We start from the raw sequence: 24075 nt of genomic DNA, 5'->3' as shown, positions 1-24075 counted from the left end.
GAAACTCAACCGCAAAAGCCCGAAAAGCTTTGCGGCGTAAGGCTCGGACTCTTTGTAGAGAAAAAAGGCCGCGACTGCCGGAAAAGACCTGCAATCGCGACCTGATGTGGCACGCACTGACAGAAGCGGAACCGTCATGCACTGAATGCGGGGCGGTTCGCCGACAATTTTTTTTAAAAAAAGTTAACTCAGAGCCACAAGATCGTATTCGCGGGTTTCCACGATGTCCGCCTCGACAAGAGCCCCCGGTTCCACGCCGGGACCGCTGATGTAGGTCACGCCATCCACCTCGGGTGCCTGGAACCATGTGCGGCCCACGTGCAGACCTGGCCATTCCTCATGTTCGGCATCTACGAGCACGGACATGCGCTCTCCCTCATAGGTGGCGAGAATCTCTTCGCTGATTTCGGCCTGAAGCTCCATGAGCGAGTCACGACGCCATTCCTTGACGGCATCGTCAATCTGCTCCGGCATTTCCGCTGCGGGGGTGCCTTCTTCCGCCTTGTAGGCAAAAACGCCCATATGGTGGAAACGGGTTTCAAGAATGAAATCGCGCAGGTGTTCCCAGTGCTCTTCGGTTTCGCCGGGGTAGCCCACAATGAAGCTGGTGCGCAGAGCTGCTTCGGGGAACACGTCGCGAATGCGGTCCACGACTTCGCGGGGGTTACGGGCGAAGGGTCTGCCCATGCGGGAAAGCACATCGGGATGGGCATGCTGCAACGGCACGTCGAAGTAAGGTACGAACGGAGCACCCGCATCTCGCAGGTAGTGCAGAAATTCCTTCGTCAGCCCTGCAGGGTACAGGTACATGAGGCGCAGCCGGGCAAGACCGTCCAGCGGCAGAATGCGGTCCAGCAGGTCGCGCAGGCCGTGCTTCATGCCAAGATCCTTGCCGTAGCCGGTTACGTCCTGCGCCACAAAGATCAGTTCCTTCACGCCCTGATCAAGAATGTGGCGGGCGTCACGCACTATGCTGTCCACGGATGCGCTCGCCAGCTTGCCCCTGATGGACGGAATGGTGCAGAAGGCGCAGTTGTGGTCGCAACCGTCGCTGATTTTGAGATAGGCGTACGAGGGACCGGTGGAAAGCAGGCGCATGGGGTTTTCCTTGGGAGGAAGACCGAGAGCCTTGGCAACCATATCCGGCCAGCAGACCATGTCGAGGTTGGTCAGCCACAGGTCCACTTCCGGCAGTTCGGCAGCCAGTTCCTTCTGGCCGTAGCGGCCCACAAGACAACCGGTTACCGCGAGTAACGGACGTTTTTTCGCGTCCTCCACATCATTGATGGCCTGCAGAATGGTGCGTACGGATTCTTCCACAGCGGGCTGGATGAAGCCGCAGGTGTTAATGACCACAAGGTCCGCCTGCGCGGGGTCGTCAACAGGCTGTACGTCACCGGGAACGGCGCCGAGGAGCCATTCAGTATCCACTCTGTTTTTGGGGCAGCCCAGGCTGATGGAATAAATGCTTATCATATGTCGATATTCCGGTTATTGTGTCATAAACTGTATATTGGCTCGCTGGATAGGCATGCAAGCGTGCCGCGGGGCATTGCGGTTGGCCTTGGTACGGATCCGGTTTTTGCGTCGGAATAGTCTCTTCAAACGCGTGTCGGCTGCCGGAGGCGGGAATGGCGAACACCATGCAAAAGTATCATAATGACATTACAGCGAAAACGCGTTTTGCGATAGCCCTTGTGGGAGATGGAAAGCCATTCAAGGCATTCGCAAAGATCGTGTGCAGGCCGGATTTTCAGGAGGCATTTCCCGGGATGACCGTGGCAGCGCTGGCCCACATTCCCAAAGTGTCCTTGCGAGCCTTGCCCTGTTTTGACTCACTGCCGATGTTTGAAACCCACACGGCCCTATTCCAGGCTTTGCCGGAAGTCAACATGGTCATCGACCTTTCCGACGATGGTGTGTTTATTGACGTGCTACGCAAGGATGCCCCCTCTGGTTGTTCCGTGCTGCATGGCGATGCCGCCAGCCTTATCTGGGAACTGCTGATTTCGGAGAAACTGTGCCATACCTGTATGCGTGATTTGAGACGGGCTCAGGATCTATTCGCCACCCTGATTGATCAGGTGGATGAAGATATTTTGCTGCTCGATGCCGACGGCCGGATCGTGGATGTGAACCGCTCGATCATGGCCGTGCGCGGGGGCGCTAAACAGGATTATATAGGTCGCAACTGCTGGGAACTGGACGGGGGCAGTTTTTGCTGTCCGCCTGAAAAGGGCGGGTGCACCTTCCGTGAAACCCTGCAAACCGGCCGCAAGGCGGAACGTATTCACTCCAGGGTTACGGAAGACGGCAAAGTGCAATTTTACCGTATCTATACGTACCCTGTGTTCGGGCAGGACGGACTCATTTCCCGCATTATCGAAATGCGGCGCGATATAACGCACCGCACCCACATGGAGCAACGTCTGCAGCAGGCCGAGAAGATGGCCGCCATAGGGGAGCTTTCCACCTACATTGCGCACGAAATACGCAACCCTCTTTTCGCCATCGGCGGATTCGCCAACTCGCTGCTGCGGTCCCCATCTCTGGACGAAGCAGCACGTGAGAAGGTTGAGATTATTCTCAAGGAATCCAAGAGACTGGATGCTATTCTCAAAACTACCCTGAATTTTGCCCGCCCTACGGATTCCGACGAAGGCGAAGTGGACCTCAATCTTGTCACTGCGGAAACCCTGCAGCTCATGCGCATCGGTTGTGACGAGCGCGGGTTGACCTTCTCCGTGCGGCTGGCTCCTGCTATCGCCCTTGCCAAGGGGAACGCGGGCATGATCAAGCAGTGTCTGATCAACCTCGTGAAGAACTCGCTGGAGGCCATGACCGCAGGCGGCAAGCTCACCGTTATTACGGGAATGACCCAGACTCATGTGTTCGTGACCGTGGAAGATACCGGTCACGGTATTCCCGACACCCTGCGCGAAAAGGTTTTTTCGCCATTCTTCTCAACCAAGGACAAGGGGGCCGGACTCGGGCTTGCCATGACCAAGAAGATTGTGGAAGAAATGGGCGGCTACGTGGAGTTGGTCAGCAAGGAAGGGGAGGGCACAACTGTCACTCTCTACCTGCTGCCTTCTCTGGCGGTTGAAGGTGGCGACGATCGCTCCGGCAAGGGTATTTCTGCCATTCCCCCGTACGACGGGGCTGGGGCATCCGGACTCGGCGCAGGAGGGGACTCCCCGCACACCCGTTCCAAGACGGTAACAACGGGGGCGAGTGTCACTATTGCGTCTGCCGTCCCGCGTGACATGTCGTCCGATGACCAGATTCTCTTAAACGCATGCAAGGAACTCAAGAAGCCTGATGACAACGACGATAGTACTGGCGACCAGAAACAAGGGAAAGATAGCTGAACTGGAGCGCACTCTTTGCGATTTCGGCCTGACCGTTATCGGTCTGGATGCCTTTCCCGAGATTGGCGAGATAGTGGAAGACGGCGTGACCTTTGAGGACAACTCCCTTATCAAGGCGCGCACCGTGGCGCAGGCAACTGGCCATATAGCCGTGGCAGACGACTCCGGTCTGGAAGTGGATGCCCTGAACGGTGCCCCCGGCGTATACTCCGCCCGCTACAGCGACGACCGTCCTGACCTGCCCGGGCCGGGCACCGATGATCGCAATAACCAGAAGCTGCTGGAAGCATTGGCCGATGTGCCGGATGAGAAGCGTACTGCCCGTTTCCGCTGCGTCATGTCCGCCTACGCCCCCAATGGTGACTACATCACCGCCTACGGTGCATGGGAAGGCCGTATCGGCCATGCGTACAAGGGCGATAACGGCTTCGGCTACGATCCTCTGTTCATCGACCCTGTGGACGGCAAGCATTCTGCCGAGTTGCCCAAGGACGAGAAGAACCGTCGTTCGCACCGTGGTAACGCCTTGAAGGCGTTGCTGGAAAAGTGGCCCGCTTTCTGGGAGAAGGTGAACGCATAACGGCAGACTGTCCCCCTTGCCTTGGTCAGACGGGGCGGTTGATTGAATCATACGACAAAGCCGCCGGAGTATCGCTAGTCAGGATACTCCGGCGGCTTTTTGTGTCTTTCCGGTGAGACTAGTGGACCATGGGCTCGGTGTCGTCCTTGGTGAACATGCGCCACCGGATGACAAGGCCTTCCTCGTCCTTTTCCGGCACCACGCGCAGGAGCTGGGTTTCCTTCCAGCTGTAAACCATGCTTTCATCGGGATACACGTCGCAACGCATGCTTTCGGAAATGACATGCGGCTCAAGCTTTGAAATATCTACGCCCATTTCTTCAAGCTGCTCGCGGAGCAGTTCCTCAACGCGGGCAGCCACCTTTTGTGACATCTTGTTCATTTGGCATTCTCCTCGAAATATGTGGGGAGTATAAGGCAGGGTGGTCTATCTGGCAAACCGCTTTCCTGCAAGAGGCTCTCTCCCGGTAAGATTGTTTTGTGGGGGAGACGCCTCTTGCCTTGGTGAAACAAGGAATTATATTTGATTTAAATTTGATTGATTTAATATTGAACCATAGGAGGCTGTCATGACCAAGCTTCTGTATATACAGGCATCTCCCCGTAAGGAACGTTCTCACGCCATAGCCGCTGCCGACGCTTTTGTGGCTGCGTACAGGGAAAAGGACCCCGCTGTGGAAGTGACCGTGCTGAACGTGTTTGACGAACAGTTGCCGGACTTCGGTGCCGATGCCGTATCCGGCCGGTACAAGTTGGGGCAGGGCATTGAGGCGACGCCGGAAGAAAAGGCTGCGTGGGAAAAGGTGCTCCGCGTTATCGAGCAGTTCAAGGCTGCGGACAAGTATGTGTTTGCCGTGCCCATGTGGAACTTCGGGATTCCGTACCGCCTGAAGCAGTATGTCGATCTGGTGGCGCATCCCACTCATACCTTCGGGTACAATGAAAACGGCTACTTTGGCCTTGTGACAGGCAAGCCCGCCTTTGTTGCCTATTCCCGCGGCGGAGAGTATCCTGCGGGTACGCCGTATGAGAACTATGATTTCCAGAAGCGGTATTTTGAAACCTTTCTCGGTTTTGTCGGCTTCACGGACATCTCCTCCGTAGTGGTGGAACCCACTCTCGGCGGCGGTCCTGAAGTGGCCGCGGAGCGGCGCAAGGCCGCCATGGAAAAGGCGGCGGAGATCGCCAGGACCTTCTAATCGCCCGAATGTTGTCCGGCCTGCCGCTAAGGCGGGCCGGACGGAATTGCAGGGCGCAGGATACAACGGATGTTCGTACAAAACGTCATTGCCAATCTGCCCCTGTTCAACGGGCTTACCCAAGCTCAGCTGGAAGGCCTTGCCTCCATCATTGTGGACAAGCCCTATGAGAAGGGTGAGATGGTCTTTTTTGAAGGAACCCCGGCAAAGGGGTTTTATGTTGTGGCGCAGGGGCATGTGAAGATTTACAAAAGCGCCCCCGATGGTCGCGAGGCCATTCTGCATGTGTTTGGCCCCGGTGAGCCCTTCGGTGAAGTGGCTGTATTTCAGGGCGGCACCTATCCTGCCCACGCCGTTACCGTGGAAAAATCGCGCCTGCTGTTTCTGCCGCGCGAAGGGCTTGTTTCCCGCATTTCTTCAGACCCCGCTCTTGCCTTGAACATGATGGCGGCGCTTTCAAGCCGCCTGCGTCAGTTCGCCAACAAGATTGAAGCCCTTACGCTCAAAGAGACTCCGCAGCGTCTGGCGGCATATCTTGTCACAGCCAGCGAACTGAAGGACGGTGCGGATTCCTTCACCCTTGATATTGCCAAGGGGCTGCTGGCAGGCATGCTCGGCACGGCCCGTGAGACCCTTTCCCGTGCGCTGACCAAGATGGCTGAAGAAGGCATGGTGCGTGTGGAAGGCAGGCAGATCACCATTCTGGATCGCAATGCGCTGGAAGCATTGGCATCCGGTCTGGAGAGTTTGTAATTTGTTTTGAGCTGGAAAGACGGATAACCCCAAGACAGGTACTGCCATGAAACAGAAATACAGATTGTTTACCGGTCCCGATGATTCCGCCTTCTGCAAGCGTGTTTCCGATGCGCTGGAAGAGGGCTACGTGTTGCACGGTTCCCCCGCTATCACCTTTCATCCTGAAAAGGGTGTTGCCTACGTGGCGCAGGCCTTAGTGTGGCCAGAAGATCAGCCCGTGCAGGTGCGGCCCGTCGGTCCGCTCGAAAGCAAGGTTTGCGGCTGCGGCAAGTAACGATTTTTGCTGCTGAACTGAAAAAGGCCACCCGATCGGGTGGCCTTTTTCGTATATGGCAAGGAGGTTGGGGCCTGTTATTGACCGAACAGGGTCTGTTCGGCGCGGGCGCCGCCGCAGGTCATGATGATTTCCTGCACGGGGGTGCTGTTGCCCGTATTGGCGAAGGCGCGCTTGGCAGCCTCGAATACGGATGCTGAGAGGCCGCGGCAGCAGGGTACTTCCATGCGCAGCACGCTGATGGACTTGATGCCGCTGGTGCTGAGGATGTCGGTGATCTTCTGCACGTAGGCGTCGGTGTCGTCGAACTTGGGGCAGCCGATCAGCACGACCTTGCCGCGGGCGAATTCGCTGTGGAAGATGGGGGATGCGGCAGAAGCACAGTCTGCGGCCACCAGCACATCGGCTCCCTTCAGGTAGTCAGCCGTGGGCGGCACGAGACGAATCTTCAGCGGCCAGTGGCCGGGGCCGGATACGGGGCCGCCGGAAACAACGGCTGCCTGAATGGGCTTTACCTGTTTGGCCATGGAGCCGGCGCATGCGCAGCCGCCGCCGTGATTCTGAGCCTGACCATGTGCATGGGCATGGCCGTGGCCGTGCGGGGCGATGGGGGCATGTGCGGGCGTGCCGTGGTGAGCCGCGGGAGCCTTGCCGTCACGCTGGGCCACCCATTCCATGGCGGCTTCTTCGTCAAAGTCGTCTGCTTCACGCTCAATGATCTTCAGGGCGTCTTCGGGGCATGCGCCGAGGCATGCACCAAGGCCGTCACAAAAGGAGTCCTTCACGATCTTGGCCTTGCCGTCCACAATGGCCAGCGCGCCTTCTGCGCAGTCTATGATGCACAGGCCGCAGCCGGTGCACTTTTCTTCGTCGATTTCGATGATCTTGCGTACTTGCTTGGACATATGAATTTCCCCCGTAGAGATTGTCTGTTTGTTTTCATGCCGCATTGCGGGCGGCGGTAGTGTTGATTCTGTCGGTTTCACCCGTTCGGGCGGTAGCCGGTAGCTTCGACCGGCCATCGCCGGAAGGGGCGAGCGCCTTTGACTATGCTAATCATTCCTGCTGCCTTGGCGAGGGGGCAGAGGGATAATCGGGAGGGGAGGAGGTTCCCCTCCCGATTTATTCTATAAGACTTCAGGTTAGCCGAGGATTGCCTTCAGGTCTTCATCAGCCGTGGTAATGGGCTTGATGTTGTAGTTTTCTACAAGGAAGTTCAGCACATTGGGGCTCACGAAGGCGGGCAGGCTGGGTCCGAGGCGGATGTCCTTGATGCCCAGTGCCAGCAGGCTGAGCAGGATGACCACTGCCTTCTGCTCGTACCAGCTCAGCACCAGGGACAGGGGCAGGTCGTTCACGCCGCAGTTGAATGCGCCGGCAAGGGCTACGGCGATCTGTACCGCGGAGTAGGCGTCGTTGCACTGGCCCACGTCGAGCAGACGGGGAATGCCGCCGATGTCGCCGATCTGCTTGTCAAAGAACCGGAACTTGCCGCAGGCGAGAGTGAGAACAACCGTGTCCTTGGGGGTCTTTTCCACGAATTCGGTGTAGTAGTTACGGCCGGGCTTTGCACCGTCGCAGCCGCCTACGAGGAAGAAGTGGCGGATGGCGCCAGCCTTTACGGCGTCGATGACCTTGTCGGCCACGCCGAGAACCGCGTTGCGGCCAAAGCCGGTCAGGACGGTCTTGCCGGGGGTGTCTTCAGCAAAGCCGGGCAGCTCCAGAGCACGCTTGATGACAGGGCTGAAATCTTGATTCTCGCAGTGTACGAGGCCGGGCCAGCCCACAAGGCCGGTGGTGAACACGTTGGCAGAGTAGTTGTCTGCGGGCTTCTGGATGCAGTTGGTGGTGAAGAGAATTGCGCCCGGGAATGCGGGGAATTCCTTCTGCTGGTTCTGCCATGCGGTACCGTAGTGTCCGTAGAAGTGGGGGAACTTCTTCAGTTCAGGGTAGCCGTGGCAAGGCAGCATTTCACCGTGGGTGTAGATGTTGATGCCTTTGCCTTCGGTCTGCTTGAGCAGTTCGAACAGATCCTTCAGATCGTGGCCGGAAACGAGGATGGCCTTGCCCTTCTTCTGACCCAGCGGAACTTCGGTGGGCACGGGGTGGCCGTAGGTGCCGGTGTTGCCGGCATCCAGCAGTTCCATGGCGCGCAGGTTCACGTTGCCGCATTCGAGCAGCAGGCCGACCCATGCATTCAGATCACGTTCAACGCCGTCGTAACCGGCGGCGAGGCCCTTGTAGAGGAAGTCGTATACTACCTGATCCTGCTGGCCGAGTACGGCGGCATGGTCGGTGTAGGCGGCAAGACCCTTCAGGCCGTATACCAGAAGCTGCTTGACGGAACGGATGTCTTCGTTGGTGTCGAATTCGGCTACGCCATGGCCTTCGGCCTGGGCAACAAGGCCGTCGATGGTGGCGGCGGGCTTGAAGGTTGCGGGGCCGGAAGCAAAGGAAGCGCCGCCCTTGGCCAGAATCTCGTCACGCTTGGCGACGATCTCGTTGATGAAGGTCTGGAAACGGGCGGGGTCGAAGTTCACGTTGGTCAGGGTGGTGAACAGCATCTTGGAGGTAAAGTGGCCGAGAGCCGCATCCTTGTTGCCGGTTTTCTGAGCAGCCAGAGCAAGGCCGCGCAGGGCGTAGACAACGAGGTCCTGAATATCGGAGACTTCGGGCAGCTTGCCGCAAACGCCTACTTTGGTGCAGCCGGTACCCTTGGCAGTTTGTTCACACTGGTTACAGAACATGGCAAACTCCTTTTTGGATGTTGTTTCGTTATTGGTCTGGGCGGTGCCGCCGGTGAAAAACGAGAGAAACTTCTTCAGCATTGATTTGCTCCTGTCGGGCGGTACTGTGTCTTGCCGCTGCGGCGGACACGCCCTTTTTGTGCGTCGTTGAGTGCAAACTAGAGCATCTGGCTTATCCCGTATGTGACCCGCGTCAAAAAGAGCGGAATCTTCTATTTTTTTTCAGAGCGGAACGTTTGCGTATATTATATGATGGAAAAAGATGGTCAGAGCTGTGCGGCGGGGGAGAAGTTTTCTCTGGTCGGGCCGTGGGCGGTTGTTGCCAGAATGTGTTTTGAAAGAAAAAAACAAAAAAAATGTTTTTCTGCTTGACGAACCCGACCCAAGTGCGTAGATACCGACTCCGCCGTAACGGTGTAGGCGCGTAGCTCAGGGGTAGAGCACTACCTTGACACGGTAGGGGTCAGCAGTTCAAAGCTGCTCGTGCCTACCACACTGATTCGGAGCAGAGGGAGGCGGAATGCCTCCCTCTTTTTGTTTTTTGTATCAACAAATTTTTTCAGGAGTTACCATCGTGAACGTGTCTATCGAAGGACAGGTTGTTGAGGTCGCCGCGGACGCCGTCTGTCGCGACGCCCTGAAGGGAGCTTTGAGCGGCAAGAAGCTCAAGCAAGTGTTGGCGGTCAAGTGTGGCGAAACCATGCTTGATCTCACTGCCACCATTCCCGCAGGTTGCGAAACCCTCACCCCCGTTTACGTAGACACTCGCGAGGGCCTGGAACTGCTTCGGCACTCCACGGCCCACATCATGGCAGATGCGGTAAAGCGACTGTTCCCCGACGTGAAGGTGACCATCGGTCCTTCCATCGATAACGGCTTCTACTACGACTTCGACTTCAACCGCTCCTTCACCCCCGAAGACCTCGAGGCGATCGAAGCGGAAATGGCGAAGATTATCGAAGCAGCCCAGCCTTTCGAGCGTTCCGTATGCTCCAAGGAAGAGGCGAAGAAGCTGTTCGGCGACATGGGCGAAAGCTACAAGCTCGAGTTGATCGACGCCGTGCCTGATGACGTGGTTTCTCTCTACCGCCACGGTGATTTTGTTGACCTGTGCCGTGGTCCCCACATTCCCGATACCAGCTTCATCAAGGCGTTCAAGCTGATGAGCGTGGCCGGGGCCTACTGGCGCGGCAACGAAAAGAACCGCATGCTTTCCCGCATTTACGGTACCGCCTTCAGCGATCCCAAGGAGCTGAAAAAGTACCTCACCATGCTGGAAGAAGCCAAGAAGCGCGATCACCGCAAGCTCGGTGCCCAGCTGGACCTGTTCAGCTTCCAGGAAGAAGGCGGCGCAGGCATGGCCTACTGGCACCCCAGAGGCGCGTTGATCCGTACCATTATTGAAGATTTCGAGCGCAAGGAGCACCTGAAGCGCGGTTACGATATCGTGCAGGGGCCCCAGATTCTCAAGCGCGAACTGTGGGAGCGTTCCGGCCACTACGCCAACTACCGTGAAAACATGTATTTCACGGAGATCGACGAAACCCCCTATGGCGTAAAGCCCATGAACTGCCTTGCGCACATGCTGATCTACAAGTCTCAGCTGCGCAGCTATCGTGAGCTGCCCAAGCGTTTCTTCGAACTGGGCGTCGTGCATCGCCACGAAAAGTCCGGTGTGCTGCACGGCCTTATGCGCGTGCGCCAGTTTACGCAGGACGATGCGCACATCATCTGCCGCCCCGACCAGCTGCAGGAAGAAATCATCGGCGTTCTCGACTTTGTGCGTGACGTGATGGCGGTATTCGGGTTTGAGTACACCCTTGAACTTTCCACCCGTCCCGAGAAGTCCATCGGCTCCGATGCCGACTGGGATCTCGCCACCAACGCCCTGACCGAAGCACTGGTGCGCGTGGGCCTGCCTTACGCCATCAACGAGGGCGACGGCGCGTTCTACGGCCCCAAGATCGACATCAAGCTGCGCGACTGTCTTGGTCGCGAGTGGCAGTGCGCAACCGTGCAGTGCGATTTTACCTTGCCTGATCGTTTTGACTTGGTGTACATCGGCGAAGATGGTGAACGGCATAGGCCGGTTATGGTCCATCGCGTCATACTCGGGTCTGTGGAACGCTTTATCGGCATCCTGACCGAACATTTTGCGGGTGCATTCCCCACGTGGATTGCGCCTGTTCAGGCTCGCCTGCTTTCCATTACCGATGCACATGCCGATTTCGCCCTGAAAGCGAAAGATATTCTGGCCAGACAGGGCATTCGTGTCGAGGCCGATATCCGCAATGAAAAGCTGGGCTTCAAGGTCCGTGAGGCGCAGGTTGCAAAGATCCCCTACATGCTTGTCATCGGGGATAAGGAGGTGGAGTCCGGAGGCGTGAGCGTTCGCCCTCGCAAGGGTGAGGACCTCGGTTTCAAGACTCTCGAGGAAGTGGTAGAGCTGATTAAGGCTGATTGTGAGGAACCGTTCAACAACGGAGGGATGAGCTATCGCTTTTCCTAAGAACCGGCGTCCGGAGCCGCAGGATATGACGCGTCGCAACGAGCAGATTCGTGCGCGCGAAGTGCGTGTGATCGACGATCAGGGCGAGCAGTTGGGCATCATGAGCCGCAATGCCGCTATCGACCTCGCCAAGGAGCGTGGGTACGATCTCGTTGAAGTTGCCGCCAATGCAGAACCGCCGGTCTGCAAGATCATGGACTACGGCAAGTTTAAGTTCGAACAGAGCAAGAAGAAGCAGGAAGCCAAGCGTAACGCTACGGTTGTGCAGATCAAGGAAATCAAGGTTCGCCCGAAGACGGACGAGCATGATTACCAGACCAAGCTCAAGCACATCCGCAGGTTCCTTGAAGATGGCGACCGTTGCAAGGTGACCGTATTCTTCCGTGGACGCGAAATTGTCCACAAGGATCGCGGGCAGATCATCCTTGAGCGCGTGGTTGAAGACACCAGGGATATTGCCAAGGTGGAACAGCCCCCGAGCGCGGAAGGCCGTACCCTGCAGATGTTGCTGGTGCCCCTGCCGAAAAAATAGGTGCATTTGGGGCTTGCTTTGCGCGGGAAATTATCGCAATATCCCCGCTCTGCGTGCTCTAATGGGCGCGAGTAGCGTTTGCTCACGAGGAATTTCATGAAAACTCCCTGCAAATGCAGGGGGTTTTCTGTCGCGTTTTGTCGCCGAAACGCCAGTATGGCGTGGCGGCACAGGCACAATACGGTAAGGAGAATACCATGCCCAAGATTAAAACCAAGCGTTGCGCTGCAAAGCGTTTCTCTGTGACCGGCAGCGGCAAGTTCCGCCGTCGCAAGCAGAACCTGCGTCACATCCTGACGAAGAAGAGTGCGAAGCGTAAGATGAATCTCGGTCAGTCCGCTATCGTGGACGCAACCAACGAGAAGGCAGTACGCCGCATGATGCCCTACGCCTAAGGCGTAGATGGCGTCCGTTTATTGGCTCATACAATTTTACACGCACTCCGTTGGCTTCAATCTCTCGCCTCACGGAGTGACAAAGACCCTGGAGGGTTTCCATGCGCGTCAAGAGAGGCATGGCTGCACATCGCCGCCATAAAAGATATCTGAAGTTGGCCAAGGGCTACCGCGGAGCCCGTTCCAAGCTGTACCGCACTGCGCGTGAAGCAGTTGAGAACGCATTAGTATACTCCTACCGCGACCGTAAGGTCAAAAAGCGTGAATTCCGCAAGCTCTGGATTCTTCGTATCAACGCAGGCGCACGTCTGCACGGTATCTCCTACAGCAAGTTCATCCACGGCCTGAACCTGGCCGGCATTGAACTGAACCGCAAGGTCCTCGCTGACCTCGCAGTTCGGGAAAAGGAAGATTTCGCCAAGCTGGCGGAACTTGCCAAATCCAAACTCAATTAGAAGGGATCTCAGGTATGAACCTGACCCATGAACTTGAAGGCCTGGTCCAGGAGCTCCAAAGCGGCCTGGACCAGGCCTCTTCATTGGAAGCTCTGGAAGAGCTGCGCGTTGCGTTTCTCGGTCGCAAAGGCCGTCTCGCACAGATCATGCAGCGTCTTCCCGAGTTGTCGCCTGAGGAACGCCCCGCTGTCGGCAAAACCGCCAACATCGTCAAGCAGCAGCTTACCGAGCTTCTGGAAGGTCGCACCAATGCGCTTTCCAAGGCTGCGGAAGACGCACGGCTCGCCCTTTTCGACCCCACCATTCCCGGTCGTCAGCCGTGGCAGGGCTCTCTGCATCCCGTAACCCTCGTCATGACCGAGATCTGCGATATTTTCAGAGGTCTCGGCTACGACATCGTGACAGGGCCGGAAGTGGAGAACGACTTCTACAACTTTGAAGCCCTGAACATGCCGTCGGATCACCCCGCACGCGACATGCAGGATACCCTCTATGTAACCGAGGAAATCCTGATGCGTACGCATACGTCGCCCCTGCAGATCCGTACCATGAAAGAGCGCAAGCCCCCCGTGGCCGCCATTGCCCCCGGCAAGGTGTACCGTCGCGACTCCGACCTGACCCACACCCCCATGTTCCACCAGATCGAAGGATTCATGGTGGACCACAAGGTGAGCATGGCGGAACTGCGCGGCACCCTTACCGCCTTCCTGCAGGCAGTGTTCGGCGGTAAAACGAAGGTGCGCTTCCGTCCCAGCTTCTTCCCCTTCACCGAACCCAGTGCCGAAGTGGACATTTCCTGCTGCATCTGCGGCGGAAAGGGTACCGTGAAAGGGGCTCCCTGCCGCGTCTGCAAGCAGACCGGCTGGGTGGAGATTCTGGGCTGCGGCATGATCGATCCCGAAGTCTTCAAGTCCGTGGGCTACGATTCGGAATTGTACTCCGGTTTCGCCTTCGGTCTCGGCGTGGAGCGCGTGACCATGCTCAAGTATGGCATCGGCGACCTGCGCATGTTCTTCGAGAACGACGTGCGGTTCCTGAACCAGTTCGTGTAATACAGGGCTTGCCGGACATTTTTGTCCGGCAATGATCATATCTTCCGCCGCATCCGCGGCGGGCAGGCATGCCGCACGGTATCCGTGCAGTGCATGGGAGTCTGACATGCTGTTGAGTCTCAAATGGCTGCGTGAATTCGTTCCCTTCGAAGGCACCCCTCAGGAGCTTGGCGACAAGCTCACCATGCTGGGGCTGGAGCTGGAAGAGATCATCCATCCCTTTGCCGCCATCAAGGACATGGTCGTCGGCCATGTTCTGGAATGCGTCAAGCACCCTGAAGCCGAAAAGCTCTCCATCTGCACCGTGGATGTGGGCGAGGCCGAACCGTTGACCATCGTGTGCGGCGCACCCAACGTGGCCAAGGGCCAGAAGGTGCCTGTGGCCAAGGTGGGCACCACCATGCCCGACGGCATGCAGATCAAGAAGGCCAAGCTGCGGGGCCAGCCCTCGCACGGCATGATCTGCTCCGAGCGCGAGCTGGGGCTTTCCGAAGACCACGACGGCATCATGGTTCTGCCCGAGGACTTTGTTCCCGGTGCCAACTTTGTGGAAGCGCTGGACCTTGATGAAGTGGTGCTGGATATCTCCATCACCCCCAACCGTGCAGACGGCCTTTCCGTTCTCGGCCTTGCCCGTGAAGTGGCGCTGGCCTTTGATCTGCCGTTGACCATGCCTTCCTTCGAACTGAAGGAATCCGGCGAGGACTGCTCCCGCGACGTGGACATCGAGATAGCCGATGCCGATCAGTGCGCCGTGTTCCACGGTCGCATTCTGGAAGGCTTCAAGGTTGCCAAGAGCCCCGCATGGCTGCGCTACCGTCTTGTTGCCATCGGCCTGCGTCCCATCTCCAACATCGTGGACATCACCAACTATGTGATGATGGAACTGGGCCAGCCCATGCACGCTTACGACCTTGATCTGCTGGAAGGCAACCGCATCGTGGTTGATTTCGCTGATGAAGGCGAAACCTTCGTCACCCTTGATGGTCAGGAACGCTCCATGAAGGAGACCGACCTGATGATCAAGGACGGCGTACGCAGCGTGGGCATTGCCGGCGTTATGGGGGGGCTGAACACCGAGATGAACGACGAGTCCACCCGCGTGTTCCTCGAATCCGCCGTGTTCCGTCCCGGTTCCGTGCGCAAAACCGCTCGTCGTCTGGGCCTTTCATCCGATGCTTCCTACCGCTTCGAGCGCGGCGTGGATCAGGTGAACTGCCTGTTCGCCATGAACCGTGCCGCCGCCATGATGGCGGAGGTTTCCGGTGCGAGCCTGCGTCCCGGCATCTGCAAGTCCGAGCCCCGTCCTTGGAAGGCGCCTGAACTGCGTTTCCGCCCCGAGCGTGCCCGTGACCTGCTGGGCGTGGATATTGCCGATGCCTTCTGCCGCAAGACGCTGGAGAAGCTGGGCTGCACCGTGGACGTTTCCGACGCTGCCGACTGGAAGGCCATTCCTCCCAGCCATCGTCTGGACTACGAGCGCGAGGCCGACCTGATCGAAGAAGTTGCACGCGTCTACGGCATGGACAACATTGCCCCCGTGCTGCCCAAGGTGAGCCGTCCCCTGGAAGCCCGTGACGACGCCCGCAACGAATACCTTTTCTGGGCCAAGATCAAGCGCTGGGCCAGCGGGCTCGGCCTGAACGAAGTTATCAACTACTCCTTTGTGGGCCAGAAGGATCTTGACCATCTCGGCCTGCCCAAGGAACCGCGCATCCCCATCATGAATCCGCTCACCGCGGAGCAGGATGTGCTGCGCACCGCGCTGGCCCCCGGCCTGCTGCAGAACCTGCGTCACAACCTTGCGCAAGGCAATACCGGTCTGCGTCTTTTTGAACTGGCGCATATCTTTGAAGCCGACAGCACCTCCGATACCACGGCGCGTGAATCCGGCCGCCTGAACCTGCTGGTGTACGGCGACCGTTTTGATGCCGAATGGCCTCAGGTACAGGCAGAAGCCGATTATCAGGATCTGAAGGGCTATGTGGAGCACCTGCTGGCCCACCTGCATCTCGGCCGTGCCGCTTTTGCCCTGGAAATGGACCACAGCTGGATGTCTCCCTGTGTTTCCGTAACCGTGGGTGATGCCTGTGTGGGCGTTATCGGCCGCGTGAAGCCCGAGCTTGCGGATGCCTACCACGCCAAGAAGGACGTGTGGATGGCTGATCTCGATACCGATCTGCTGTGCGACCTGCATGCCAGAAACGCTATCGCGTTCAAGTCTCTGGCCGTGTATCCGCCTTCTCGCCGCGACATCACCGTCATGGCTCCTGCCACCCTGAACGTGCAGGCCGTGGTTGATCACGTGGAAGGCATGAAGCTGCCCCTGCTGGAAAGCATCGTTCTTATCGACGTGTTCGTGCCCAAGGCGGAAGAGGGCAAGGCTGCGGAACGCAACCTGACCTACCGCCTGACCTTCCGTCATGCGAACAAGACCCTGACGGACAAGGAAGTGGACAAGGAGCGCGGAAAGGTGGCAGAGTCGCTGCAAAAGGCGCTGGCTGTCCGCATTTAGTCTGCTGTGTCACTCCCGACATGGCATAGCCCGGAACGTTATTGTGACGGGCATGGCTGGAAGACGGCACGCCCCCGGATGGAGGATTCATGCAGGAGAGGACATACCGGATAGGAGAAGCGGCCAAGCTGTTGAATCTGAAGACCTATGTGCTCAGATTCTGGGAAACTGAGTTTCCCCAGCTCAATCCGCATCGTACGGAGAAGGGACAACGCCTGTATTCCGAACAGGATGTCGCCATGCTGCGTACCATCCGGCACCTGCTCCATGAGCGTGGACTGACCATTGAAGGCGCCCGCAAGATTCTCGCCGAACAAAAGGATTCAATGCTGCCCCTCGGGGAGGGAGATACCCTCCCTCCCGAGGCGGTGGTTCCTGAAATATCCCAGCCCCTCTACAGCGAAGCCCTGACCGAGGCCGTTCTCAGCGCCTTGCAGCGTACAGGGCAGAGCGGCTATATGGCTTCCCATGAAGAAGAAGAGGAAGTCGCCCCGGATACCCAGTCCATAGAAGCCATAGTTGCCCGTGTCATTGCTTCCGGCGAAGGCGTACCGCCGGATACGGATGGCGATGCATCCCCGGCATCCATGCCGCGCGGACTTGTGGCCAAGCCTGTTGCACCCCCGTCGCAGCCGGATGCGCAAGGTTCCCTGTTGCAGTATGCCGCTGGAGCGGGGGCGGATGCCGTGATGACTGGCAGGGCAGAGGACACTGGCAATGCTGTTGAGCCCGCAGTTCAGACGGCGTTGGTACGGGAAGTGATCGACGAGTTAGAATCCTTGCGCGAGATGCTTTCCCCGCGTCGCTTCAGATAAAATTTTTGGTTTCGGCCCCGCGTTGTGGCTGCGGGGGCGCACCGTCCTTACGGAATACAGCCCTGTCTGCCTTTTGGGCCGACGGGGTGAGAAATGAGAGAGTATCATGATTCTTTCCCCTTCCTTGCTGTCGTCCGATTACGGCAGGCTGGCTGATGAACTGGCGGCTCTGGAAGCTGCCGGATGCAAGTGGGTGCACTGGGACGTCATGGACGGCTCCTTCGTACCGAACATCACTCTTGGCGCGCCCATCATCAAGCGTCTGCGCAAAGCCAGCAAGTTGTTCTTCGACGTGCATCTGATGGTTGAACGTCCGGAACGCTACATCGGCGATTTCGTTGACGCCGGTTCCGACATGATCGTCGTGCATGCAGAGTCCACCGTACATGTGGAACGCGCTCTTGCCGAGATCAAGCGTCAGGGCGTGCAGTGTGGTGTGGCGCTCAACCCGCACACCCCCCTCACTGTGCTCGACTACGTGCTCGACCAGCTGGATATGGTGCTGCTCATGAGCGTGAACCCCGGTTTCGGCGGTCAGAAGTTCCTGCCCTTCACCATGCGCAAGATTGAAGAGCTTTCCGCCATGATCAAGGCGCGCGGGCTGAAGACCCTGATCCAGATTGACGGAGGCGTGGACCCCGACAATACGGCCGAACTGGTTCGACGCGGTGCGGACGTGCTGGTTTCCGGCTCAGCCTTCTTCGGATTCCCCCCCTACGCAGAGCGGCTCAAGACCTTTGAGGCCGCAGCAGCCAAGGCGTAACGACCATAAGCCCCGTGTTCTGCACGGGGCAAATTCATGCTTGTCATATGCGCCGTAACAGTCTAGTGGACTGCCAGCCGGTGCCGCATGGTTTGATAGTGATCATGCAATTATCGCAACAAACCGGTCCGCTCTCCAAATCCCTTGCAAGGGGGGCGGAAGACGAATTTTTCGTATCTCTCCCAGGAGGAAACAATGCCCTCTCGTAAGCATCTCGCCAATGCCGTCCGTGCCCTGAGCATGGACGCAGTCCAGAAAGCCAAATCCGGTCACCCCGGTGCGCCCATGGGCATGGCCGATATCGCCGAAGTTCTGTGGAACGATTTCCTGAAGCACAACCCCGCCAACCCCCAGTGGCACGACAGGGACCGCTTCGTGCTCTCCAACGGGCACGGCTCCATGCTTATCTACTCTCTGCTGCACCTCAGCGGCTACGACCTGAGCATGGACGAAATCAGAAACTTCCGCCAGATGGGCTCCAAGACTCCCGGGCACCCCGAATACGGTATCTGCCCCGGTGTTGAAACCACCACCGGCCCGCTGGGTCAGGGCATTGCCACCGCAGTGGGCATGGCTATGGCCGAGTGCATGATGGCTGCCCAGTTCAACCGCGACGGTTTCGACGTTGTTGACCACAATACCTGGGTATTCCTCGGCGACGGCTGCATGATGGAAGGCATTTCCCACGAAGCTTGTTCCCTTGCCGGTACCCTCGGTCTCGGCAAGCTGACCGCTTTCTGGGATGACAACGGCATCTCCATCGACGGCAAGGTGGAAGACTGGTTTGGCGATGATACCCCCGCACGTTTCGAAGCATACGGCTGGCACGTTGTGCGTGGCGTGGACGGTCATGACGGCGAAGCCATCCGCAAGGCTGTGCTCGAAGCACAGGCCGTTGCTGACAAGCCGAGCCTCATCTGCTGCAAGACCGTGATCGGTTGCGGTTCCCCCAACAAGGGCGGTTCCTCTTCCACCCACGGTTCCCCCCTCGGCGACGAGGAAATTGCACTTACCCGCAAGAATATCGGCTGGGACTCCGCTCCCTTCGAGATTCCCGCAGACGTCTACAAGGCGTGGGACGCCCGTGAAGCTGGTCTTGCCCGCGAAACCGCCTGGAACGATCTTTTTGCCGCTTACAAGGCCGCTCATCCCGAACTGGCTGCCGAATTCGAGCGCCGTATGCAGGGCGACCTGCCCGCCGACTGGGATGCGCACGTAGCCAAGACCCTTGCAGACTTCAACGCTGCCGGTGAAACGCTGGCAACCCGCATCGCTTCCCAGAAGGCTCTGGCTGCTCTGGGTGTGAAGCTGCCCGAAATGGTAGGCGGTTCCGCCGACCTGACCGGTTCCGTAGGCACCAAGTGGGCCAACTCCGTTGTGCTCAAGCCCGGTAACTGGAACGCCAACTACGTTTCCTACGGCGTGCGCGAATTCGCCATGGGCGCCATCATGAACGGCATGGCCCTGCACGGCGGCATTCTGCCTTACGCCGGTACCTTCCTCATTTTCTCCGATTACGCCAAGAACGCTATCCGTCTGTCCGCACTCATGGGCATCCGCACCATCTGGGTGCTGACCCACGACTCCATCGGCGTGGGCGAAGACGGTCCGACTCACCAGCCTGTGGAACAGCTGGCCGGTCTGCGCTTCATTCCCAACTGCCACGTATGGCGTCCCTGCGACACCGTGGAGTGCACCGAAGCATGGCGCAGTGCCGTGGAATTCAAGACCGGTCCTTCCTGCTTCTCCCTGACCCGCCAGAATATTCCCTTCATGCAGCGCAGCGAAGAGGCTCTGGCGAACATCAAGCGTGGTGGTTACGTGCTGCGTGACTGCGAAGGTACCCCGGACCTGATCTTCATCGCTTCCGGTTCCGAGGTGGGCCTTGCCGCCGAGGCTGCTGAAAAGATGACCGCCGCAGGCCGCAAGGTGCGCGTGGTTTCCATGCCCTGCACCAACCTGTTCGATGCGCAGGACGCCGCCTACAAGGAAAGCGTTCTGCCTGCCGCCGTTACCGCACGCGTGGCACTGGAAGCTGCATCCGCAGATTTCTGGTGGAAGTACGTGGGCCTGAACGGTGCCGTGGTAGGCATGACCTCCTTCGGTGAGTCCGCTCCCGGCGCACAGCTCTTTGCACACTTCGGCTTTACCGTGGACAATGTTGTGACCACGGCGGAAAAGCTGCTGAAGTAGCTGCAACGCCTGCAGCCGGATATACTATGGACTTGGGGCCCGAACGTGCTATGATGCGCACGTTCGGGCCTTTTGCATGAAATAGTTTTTTATTGTAGGACGTTCCGGCTGGCGCATCAGTCTTTCGGCTTTTGCCGACGAATGAAAAGAGAACTGCTGCGCGCCGTGTTGCTTGGCATCTTCATCCGCCACAGGGCCGCTTTCACATACAGCTGGCTGTGGCGGCTGGCATAGAACAACCGCCCATAAGAACAGGAGAACCGCGATGGCAGTGCTGAAAATGGCTGACCTCGATCTTTCCGGCAAGCGAGTGCTTATCCGTCAGGACCTGAATGTGCCCATCAAGGAGGGCGAGATCACCTCCATGAAGCGCATCAACGCCTCCGTACCGACCTTGCGTCTGGCGCTGGAAAAGGGCGCTGCAGTTATTGTCATGTCCCACCTCGGACGTCCCACCGAAGGCGAATACGCTGAAGAATTTTCCCTTAAGCCCGTAGCCAAGGCGCTGAGCAGCGCGCTGGGCGTGGAAGTTCCCTGTGTGCAGAACTGGCTGGAAGGCGTGGATGTGCGCCCCGGTCAGGTTGTGCTCTGCGAGAACGTCCGCTTCAACAAGGGCGAGAAGAAGGATGACGAGGCGCTCGGCAAGAAGATGGCTGCTCTGTGCGACATCTTCGTCATGGACGCTTTCGGCACCGCGCACAGAGCGCAGGCCACCACCAGCGCCGTTGCCCGTTTCGCCCCCGTTGCCTGCGCAGGCCCCCTGATGGTGCAGGAACTGGATGCGCTGGGCAAGGCCCTTGGCACACCGGCCCGACCAGTTGTGGGCATCATCGGCGGTTCCAAGGTTTCCGGCAAGCTGACCCTGCTGGATAATCTTTCTTCCAAGGTGGACCGTCTTATCGTGGGCGGCGGCATTGCCAACACCTTCATCCGCGCTGCCGGCTTCAACGTGGGCAAGTCGTTGTATGAAGAAGAGCTGGTGGAGGAAGCCAAGCGCCTGATGGCTGCGGCCAAAGCTGCGGGCGGCGAGATTCCCGTGCCCGTGGACGTGGTTGTGGGCAAGGAGTTTTCCGAATCCGCAGCAGCCGTTCTCAAGCCCGTGGATGCCGTGGCTGATGACGAGATGATTCTGGATATCGGCCCCGAAACCTCAAAGATGTACGACGCTATTCTTTCCAAGGCCGGTACCATCGTATGGAACGGCCCTGTGGGCGTGTTCGAGATCGATCAGTTCGGAGCAGGCACCAAGGCGCTGTGTGAATCCGTTGCTAACAGCCCTGCCTTCTCCATAGCCGGTGGCGGCGACACCGTTTCTGCCGTGGGCAAGTACAAGGTTGCCGACCGTATCTCCTACATATCCACCGGTGGCGGTGCCTTCCTTGAGTTCCTTGAAGGCAAGGTACTCCCCGCAGTGGCCGTTCTTGAAGAGCGCGCCAAGGGCTAATCGTGCCCTGTCCGCCATGAGAGGCGGCTGTATCTGCAAGTCATCCCCCGGGCTCCGTGCCCGGGGGATTTTGTTTTAGCAGGACCGGAAATGAGTTGGACATTCATCTATCGAAATTATCTATACAAAGGATGTGAGTGTATCCTGACTTTCAATTTCCGCTTTTTCTTCATGCCTGCTATCCAACGGAAATGACTGCAATCCCCCATCAAAATCGCCTGCTTGGCAATGTGAAGATATGGCTCCCCGTCATGGTGCGTCTGGCGCTTGCGGCCGTCTATATCTATGCCGGTGCGGGCAAGCTGATGGATATTGAGGCCTTTGCCCGTGTGGTGGATGAATACCGCATTCTGCCGCATCCCCTCTCCGCACTGGTGGCCCTGTTGCTGCCTGTTCTGGAAGTGGTTGCCGGAGCGGCTCTTGTCTTCAATATGCGGGGCAGCCTGGCTGCCATTACCGGCATGACCGTGCTCTTCATGGGAGTGCTGGGGTATGCCATGGCTGCGGGACTGACCATCGGAGACTGCGGCTGCTTTGAGCCTGGGGAGCTGCCGGAGGGCGTGGAAGACGGTTCCATGCTCAGAGCCGCCTTTTGGCGAGACGCGGGACTGCTGCTTGCCTGTGCGTATCTTTACTGGTCGGGAAGGTCCGACTCTACTGTGTTGCCCTGTCAAGAAATCGAGGAGACTGTATGAAGAAGATTCTGGTTGCGCTTGTTTGTCTCATGACCGCGTTTTCCCTTACCGGCTGTCTGGATTTTCTCTCCAAGGAGAGTGAGGTAGATCTGGAAACCAAGGCCATCAAGCTGGCCAAGGAAGTGCAGCGCGGCGACTACAAGGTTGTTTCCACGGCTGAACTGAAGCAGATGATGGATGCGGACAAGAATCTGCTGATTGTGGACACCATGCCCTTCGAGGCTTCTTACAAGAAGAATCACATCCCCGGTGCCGTGCAGTTCCTGTTCCCCATTCCGGATATGAATGAATGGGACAGCAAGGAAACCGACGGCAAGAGCGAAGAAGATTTCAAGAAACTGCTGGGCGACGACCTGAATCGTCCCATCGTGTTCTACTGCGGCTTCGTGAAGTGCACCCGTTCCCACAACGGTGCCGTATGGGCACGCAAGCTCGGTTACACCAACGTCTATCGTCAGCCCGGTGGCATTACCGCGTGGATTGAAGCAAAGTACGAAGTAGGGTCTGTAAAGTAGATCTCCCTTCCTTCGTCTGTTTGGATTCGGATACTCTGAGGCCGGATGCGCAATTGCGCATCCGGCTTTTTGTCCTGTCGGGGAGGAGTCTTTTAACCTTGCATTCGCTTTTGCGCTTCACACCTTTCGGCGGAATAATGTATAAATGAGACAATGTGATTCCATTTCCCGAGTCCCGGAGCAGGGCGTCCTGCCATTCTGCAAGGAGAGAATGTATGACACACGCAATTCGAATGCATGCGACCGGTGGACCAGAAGTGCTTCAATGGGAGTCGTTTGACCCGGGTGAGCCTTCATCCGGGGAGGTGCGTATTCGTCATGAGGCCGTCGGCGTCAACTTCATTGATGTGTATCATCGTACGGGACTCTATCCGCTTCCCACGCTGCCTGCCATTATCGGCATGGAAGGAGCGGGGGTTGTGGAGGCCGTGGGCGACGGCGTAACCGAGTTAAAGGAAGGGGATCGCGTGGCCTATGCCGGTAATCCTCCCGGCGCTTATGCGGAGGTGCGTCTCATTCCCGCACGTAGGCTGGTGCCGCTGCCGGATTTCATATCTGGAAAACAGGCTGCGGGTATGATGCTGCGTGGTATGACGGCCCGCTATCTGCTGTTCGGATGTTATCCCGTCAAGGCGGGGGATACCATTCTCATTCATGCAGCTGCAGGGGGAGTAGGCTCGTTGGTTTGTCAGTGGGCCAACCATCTGGGGGCTACGGTCATCGGCACTGTCGGTTCCGCAGCGAAGGCAGAAGTGGCCCGCGCCAACGGATGTCATCACCCAGTGCTATACCGCGATGAGGACTTTGTGGCCAAGGTCATGCAGGTAACCGCCGGACATGGCGTGGATGTCGTGTATGATTCCGTGGGCAAGAGCACCTTCATGAAGTCGCTGAATTGTCTGAGACCAATGGGAATGCTGGTCTCATTCGGGCAATCCTCCGGTTCCGTGCCGCCCTTTGACCCCGGCATTCTGTCGGCCAAGGGCTCGTTGTTCCTTACCCGCCCCAGCCTCATGCACTATACCGAGGCTCGTGAAGATCTGCTTGCCCATGCAAGGGATCTCTTTGCAGTGGTGGAGAAAGGGGTCGTGAACATTGCCATTGGCCAGAGTTTCCCGTTGCGGGATGCTGCCGAGGCGCATAGAGCGCTTGAAGCCCGTAACACCATCGGGTCGACTGTTCTTCTGGCGTAACGGTGAGTGTGGCAGATGCTGTTTGGTTAACAGATATGACTGGAAGGGTGTGGCTGAACGTATGTCGGTGTC

21 protein-coding genes, 1 tRNA gene and 1 pseudogene are annotated in these 24075 nt (G+C 58.0%); 19 read left to right on the top strand and 4 right to left on the bottom strand.

Annotation, left to right across the window (positions count from 1 at the left end; genetic code table 11):
• Positions 1 to 183 precede the first annotated feature (183 nt).
• On the bottom strand, positions 184 to 1476 hold the full coding sequence (rimO, locus tag N1030_RS08515; protein WP_265828861.1) for a 30S ribosomal protein S12 methylthiotransferase RimO: 1293 nt from the start codon (positions 1474 to 1476) through the stop codon (positions 184 to 186).
• Between the two features lie 155 nt (positions 1477 to 1631).
• Between rimO and N1030_RS08510 the strand changes: the two genes are divergently transcribed.
• Both N1030_RS08510 and rdgB read left to right on the top strand, forming a co-directional pair.
• Positions 1632 to 3371 (top strand): two-component system sensor histidine kinase NtrB, encoded by a 1740-nt coding sequence (locus tag N1030_RS08510; protein ID WP_265828859.1) that lies wholly within the window; start codon positions 1632 to 1634, stop codon positions 3369 to 3371.
• Positions 3319 to 3951, top strand: a complete 633-nt coding sequence (gene rdgB, locus N1030_RS08505) for an RdgB/HAM1 family non-canonical purine NTP pyrophosphatase (protein ID WP_265829043.1) — start codon at positions 3319 to 3321, stop codon at positions 3949 to 3951. The genes N1030_RS08510 and rdgB overlap by 53 nt, the downstream gene beginning before the upstream one ends.
• Positions 3952 to 4069: 118 nt before the next feature.
• Here rdgB and N1030_RS08500 read toward each other — a convergent pair whose 3' ends face one another.
• Positions 4070 to 4333, bottom strand: coding sequence for a hypothetical protein (locus N1030_RS08500; RefSeq protein ID WP_265828858.1), 264 nt, complete (start codon positions 4331 to 4333; stop codon positions 4070 to 4072).
• Positions 4334 to 4520: 187 nt separating this feature from the next.
• Here N1030_RS08500 and N1030_RS08495 point away from each other — a divergent pair, with 187 nt between their 5' ends.
• The 3 genes from N1030_RS08495 (at position 4521) to N1030_RS08485 (ending at position 6180) form a co-directional block, all read left to right on the top strand.
• Positions 4521 to 5150 carry an FMN-dependent NADH-azoreductase gene (locus tag N1030_RS08495; RefSeq protein WP_265828857.1) on the top strand — a complete coding sequence of 210 codons (630 nt, stop codon included), beginning with the start codon at positions 4521 to 4523 and terminating at the stop codon, positions 5148 to 5150.
• Between the two features lie 69 nt (positions 5151 to 5219).
• Positions 5220 to 5903 (top strand): Crp/Fnr family transcriptional regulator, encoded by a 684-nt coding sequence (locus N1030_RS08490; RefSeq protein WP_265828855.1) that lies wholly within the window; start codon positions 5220 to 5222, stop codon positions 5901 to 5903.
• Between the two features lie 46 nt (positions 5904 to 5949).
• Positions 5950 to 6180, top strand: a complete 231-nt coding sequence (locus N1030_RS08485; protein ID WP_265828854.1) for a DUF1737 domain-containing protein — start codon at positions 5950 to 5952, stop codon at positions 6178 to 6180.
• A 77-nt stretch (positions 6181 to 6257) separates the two neighbouring features.
• Here the strand turns inward: N1030_RS08485 and N1030_RS08480 are convergent, their stop codons facing one another.
• Positions 6258 to 7085: an ATP-binding protein gene (locus N1030_RS08480; protein WP_265828852.1), complete on the bottom strand. Its 828-nt coding sequence runs from the start codon at positions 7083 to 7085 to the stop codon at positions 6258 to 6260.
• Positions 7086 to 7322: 237 nt separating this feature from the next.
• On the bottom strand, positions 7323 to 8927 hold the full coding sequence (gene hcp, locus N1030_RS08475) for a hydroxylamine reductase (protein WP_265829042.1): 1605 nt from the start codon (positions 8925 to 8927) through the stop codon (positions 7323 to 7325).
• A gap of 418 nt (positions 8928 to 9345) precedes the next feature.
• Between hcp and N1030_RS08470 the strand changes: the two genes are divergently transcribed.
• The 14 genes and pseudogenes from N1030_RS08470 (at position 9346) to N1030_RS08405 (ending at position 24003) form a co-directional block, all read left to right on the top strand.
• Positions 9346 to 9420 (top strand) — tRNA-Val (locus N1030_RS08470).
• 81 nt (positions 9421 to 9501) lie between these two features.
• On the top strand, positions 9502 to 11436 hold the full coding sequence (gene thrS, locus N1030_RS08465) for a threonine--tRNA ligase (RefSeq protein ID WP_265828851.1): 1935 nt from the start codon (positions 9502 to 9504) through the stop codon (positions 11434 to 11436).
• A 25-nt stretch (positions 11437 to 11461) separates the two neighbouring features.
• Positions 11462 to 11968, top strand: coding sequence for a translation initiation factor IF-3 (gene infC, locus N1030_RS08460; protein WP_265828850.1), 507 nt, complete (start codon positions 11462 to 11464; stop codon positions 11966 to 11968).
• Positions 11969 to 12165: 197 nt separating this feature from the next.
• Entirely contained in the window at positions 12166 to 12363 is a 198-nt protein-coding gene (gene rpmI / locus N1030_RS08455; protein WP_265828849.1) for a 50S ribosomal protein L35, read from the top strand.
• 101 nt (positions 12364 to 12464) lie between these two features.
• Positions 12465 to 12818 (top strand): 50S ribosomal protein L20, encoded by a 354-nt coding sequence (gene rplT, locus N1030_RS08450; RefSeq protein ID WP_174403565.1) that lies wholly within the window; start codon positions 12465 to 12467, stop codon positions 12816 to 12818.
• 14 nt (positions 12819 to 12832) lie between these two features.
• Entirely contained in the window at positions 12833 to 13870 is a 1038-nt protein-coding gene (gene pheS / locus N1030_RS08445) for a phenylalanine--tRNA ligase subunit alpha (RefSeq protein ID WP_265828847.1), read from the top strand.
• A gap of 106 nt (positions 13871 to 13976) precedes the next feature.
• On the top strand, positions 13977 to 16385 hold the full coding sequence (gene pheT / locus N1030_RS08440) for a phenylalanine--tRNA ligase subunit beta (RefSeq protein ID WP_265828846.1): 2409 nt from the start codon (positions 13977 to 13979) through the stop codon (positions 16383 to 16385).
• Between the two features lie 89 nt (positions 16386 to 16474).
• Positions 16475 to 16702, top strand: a pseudogene (locus N1030_RS08435) (MerR family transcriptional regulator); the annotation flags it as partial.
• Between the two features lie 604 nt (positions 16703 to 17306).
• Complete coding sequence (rpe, locus tag N1030_RS08430) at positions 17307 to 17963, top strand: ribulose-phosphate 3-epimerase (RefSeq protein ID WP_265828845.1); 657 nt, start codon at positions 17307 to 17309, stop codon at positions 17961 to 17963.
• 195 nt (positions 17964 to 18158) lie between these two features.
• The gene (gene tkt, locus N1030_RS08425) at positions 18159 to 20156 is read left to right on the top strand and encodes a transketolase (RefSeq protein ID WP_265828843.1); all 1998 of its coding nucleotides are present in this window, start codon (positions 18159 to 18161) and stop codon (positions 20154 to 20156) included.
• Between the two features lie 265 nt (positions 20157 to 20421).
• A complete protein-coding gene (locus tag N1030_RS08420) occupies positions 20422 to 21600 on the top strand; it encodes a phosphoglycerate kinase (protein ID WP_265828842.1) in 1179 nt (392 codons plus the stop codon).
• A 230-nt stretch (positions 21601 to 21830) separates the two neighbouring features.
• On the top strand, positions 21831 to 22295 hold the full coding sequence (locus tag N1030_RS08415; protein WP_265828841.1) for a MauE/DoxX family redox-associated membrane protein: 465 nt from the start codon (positions 21831 to 21833) through the stop codon (positions 22293 to 22295).
• Entirely contained in the window at positions 22292 to 22810 is a 519-nt protein-coding gene (locus N1030_RS08410) for a rhodanese-like domain-containing protein (protein WP_265828840.1), read from the top strand. The genes N1030_RS08415 and N1030_RS08410 overlap by 4 nt, the downstream gene beginning before the upstream one ends.
• A gap of 215 nt (positions 22811 to 23025) precedes the next feature.
• On the top strand, positions 23026 to 24003 hold the full coding sequence (locus N1030_RS08405; protein ID WP_265828839.1) for a quinone oxidoreductase family protein: 978 nt from the start codon (positions 23026 to 23028) through the stop codon (positions 24001 to 24003).
• Positions 24004 to 24075: the final 72 nt, after the last annotated feature.

Source organism: Desulfovibrio mangrovi, assembly GCF_026230175.1.
Taxonomy (GTDB): Bacteria; Desulfobacterota; Desulfovibrionia; order Desulfovibrionales; family Desulfovibrionaceae; genus Halodesulfovibrio; species Halodesulfovibrio mangrovi.
The sequence above is the reverse complement of the archived record's forward strand: the minus strand, read 5'-3'. Positions and strand labels throughout refer to the sequence as shown.

What these genes read in the sequence shown, in the direction of transcription:
- pheS (WP_265828847.1), top strand. Translation starts at nt 12,833, where the DNA reads ATGAACCTGACCCATGAACTTGAAGGCCTGGTCCAGGAGCTCCAAAGC.
- N1030_RS08495 (WP_265828857.1), top strand. Translation starts at nt 4,521, where the DNA reads ATGACCAAGCTTCTGTATATACAGGCATCTCCCCGTAAGGAACGTTCT.
- tkt (WP_265828843.1), top strand. Translation starts at nt 18,159, where the DNA reads ATGCCCTCTCGTAAGCATCTCGCCAATGCCGTCCGTGCCCTGAGCATG.
- rplT (WP_174403565.1), top strand. Translation starts at nt 12,465, where the DNA reads ATGCGCGTCAAGAGAGGCATGGCTGCACATCGCCGCCATAAAAGATAT.
- rpmI (WP_265828849.1), top strand. Translation starts at nt 12,166, where the DNA reads ATGCCCAAGATTAAAACCAAGCGTTGCGCTGCAAAGCGTTTCTCTGTG.
- pheT (WP_265828846.1), top strand. Translation starts at nt 13,977, where the DNA reads ATGCTGTTGAGTCTCAAATGGCTGCGTGAATTCGTTCCCTTCGAAGGC.
- N1030_RS08410 (WP_265828840.1), top strand. Translation starts at nt 22,292, where the DNA reads ATGAAGAAGATTCTGGTTGCGCTTGTTTGTCTCATGACCGCGTTTTCC.
- N1030_RS08405 (WP_265828839.1), top strand. Translation starts at nt 23,026, where the DNA reads ATGACACACGCAATTCGAATGCATGCGACCGGTGGACCAGAAGTGCTT.
- N1030_RS08420 (WP_265828842.1), top strand. Translation starts at nt 20,422, where the DNA reads ATGGCAGTGCTGAAAATGGCTGACCTCGATCTTTCCGGCAAGCGAGTG.
- rimO (WP_265828861.1), bottom strand. Translation starts at nt 1,476, where the DNA reads ATGATAAGCATTTATTCCATCAGCCTGGGCTGCCCCAAAAACAGAGTG.
- N1030_RS08480 (WP_265828852.1), bottom strand. Translation starts at nt 7,085, where the DNA reads ATGTCCAAGCAAGTACGCAAGATCATCGAAATCGACGAAGAAAAGTGC.
- N1030_RS08490 (WP_265828855.1), top strand. Translation starts at nt 5,220, where the DNA reads ATGTTCGTACAAAACGTCATTGCCAATCTGCCCCTGTTCAACGGGCTT.
- N1030_RS08500 (WP_265828858.1), bottom strand. Translation starts at nt 4,333, where the DNA reads ATGAACAAGATGTCACAAAAGGTGGCTGCCCGCGTTGAGGAACTGCTC.
- N1030_RS08510 (WP_265828859.1), top strand. Translation starts at nt 1,632, where the DNA reads ATGGCGAACACCATGCAAAAGTATCATAATGACATTACAGCGAAAACG.
- hcp (WP_265829042.1), bottom strand. Translation starts at nt 8,927, where the DNA reads ATGTTCTGTAACCAGTGTGAACAAACTGCCAAGGGTACCGGCTGCACC.
- rpe (WP_265828845.1), top strand. Translation starts at nt 17,307, where the DNA reads ATGATTCTTTCCCCTTCCTTGCTGTCGTCCGATTACGGCAGGCTGGCT.
- N1030_RS08485 (WP_265828854.1), top strand. Translation starts at nt 5,950, where the DNA reads ATGAAACAGAAATACAGATTGTTTACCGGTCCCGATGATTCCGCCTTC.
- infC (WP_265828850.1), top strand. Translation starts at nt 11,462, where the DNA reads ATGACGCGTCGCAACGAGCAGATTCGTGCGCGCGAAGTGCGTGTGATC.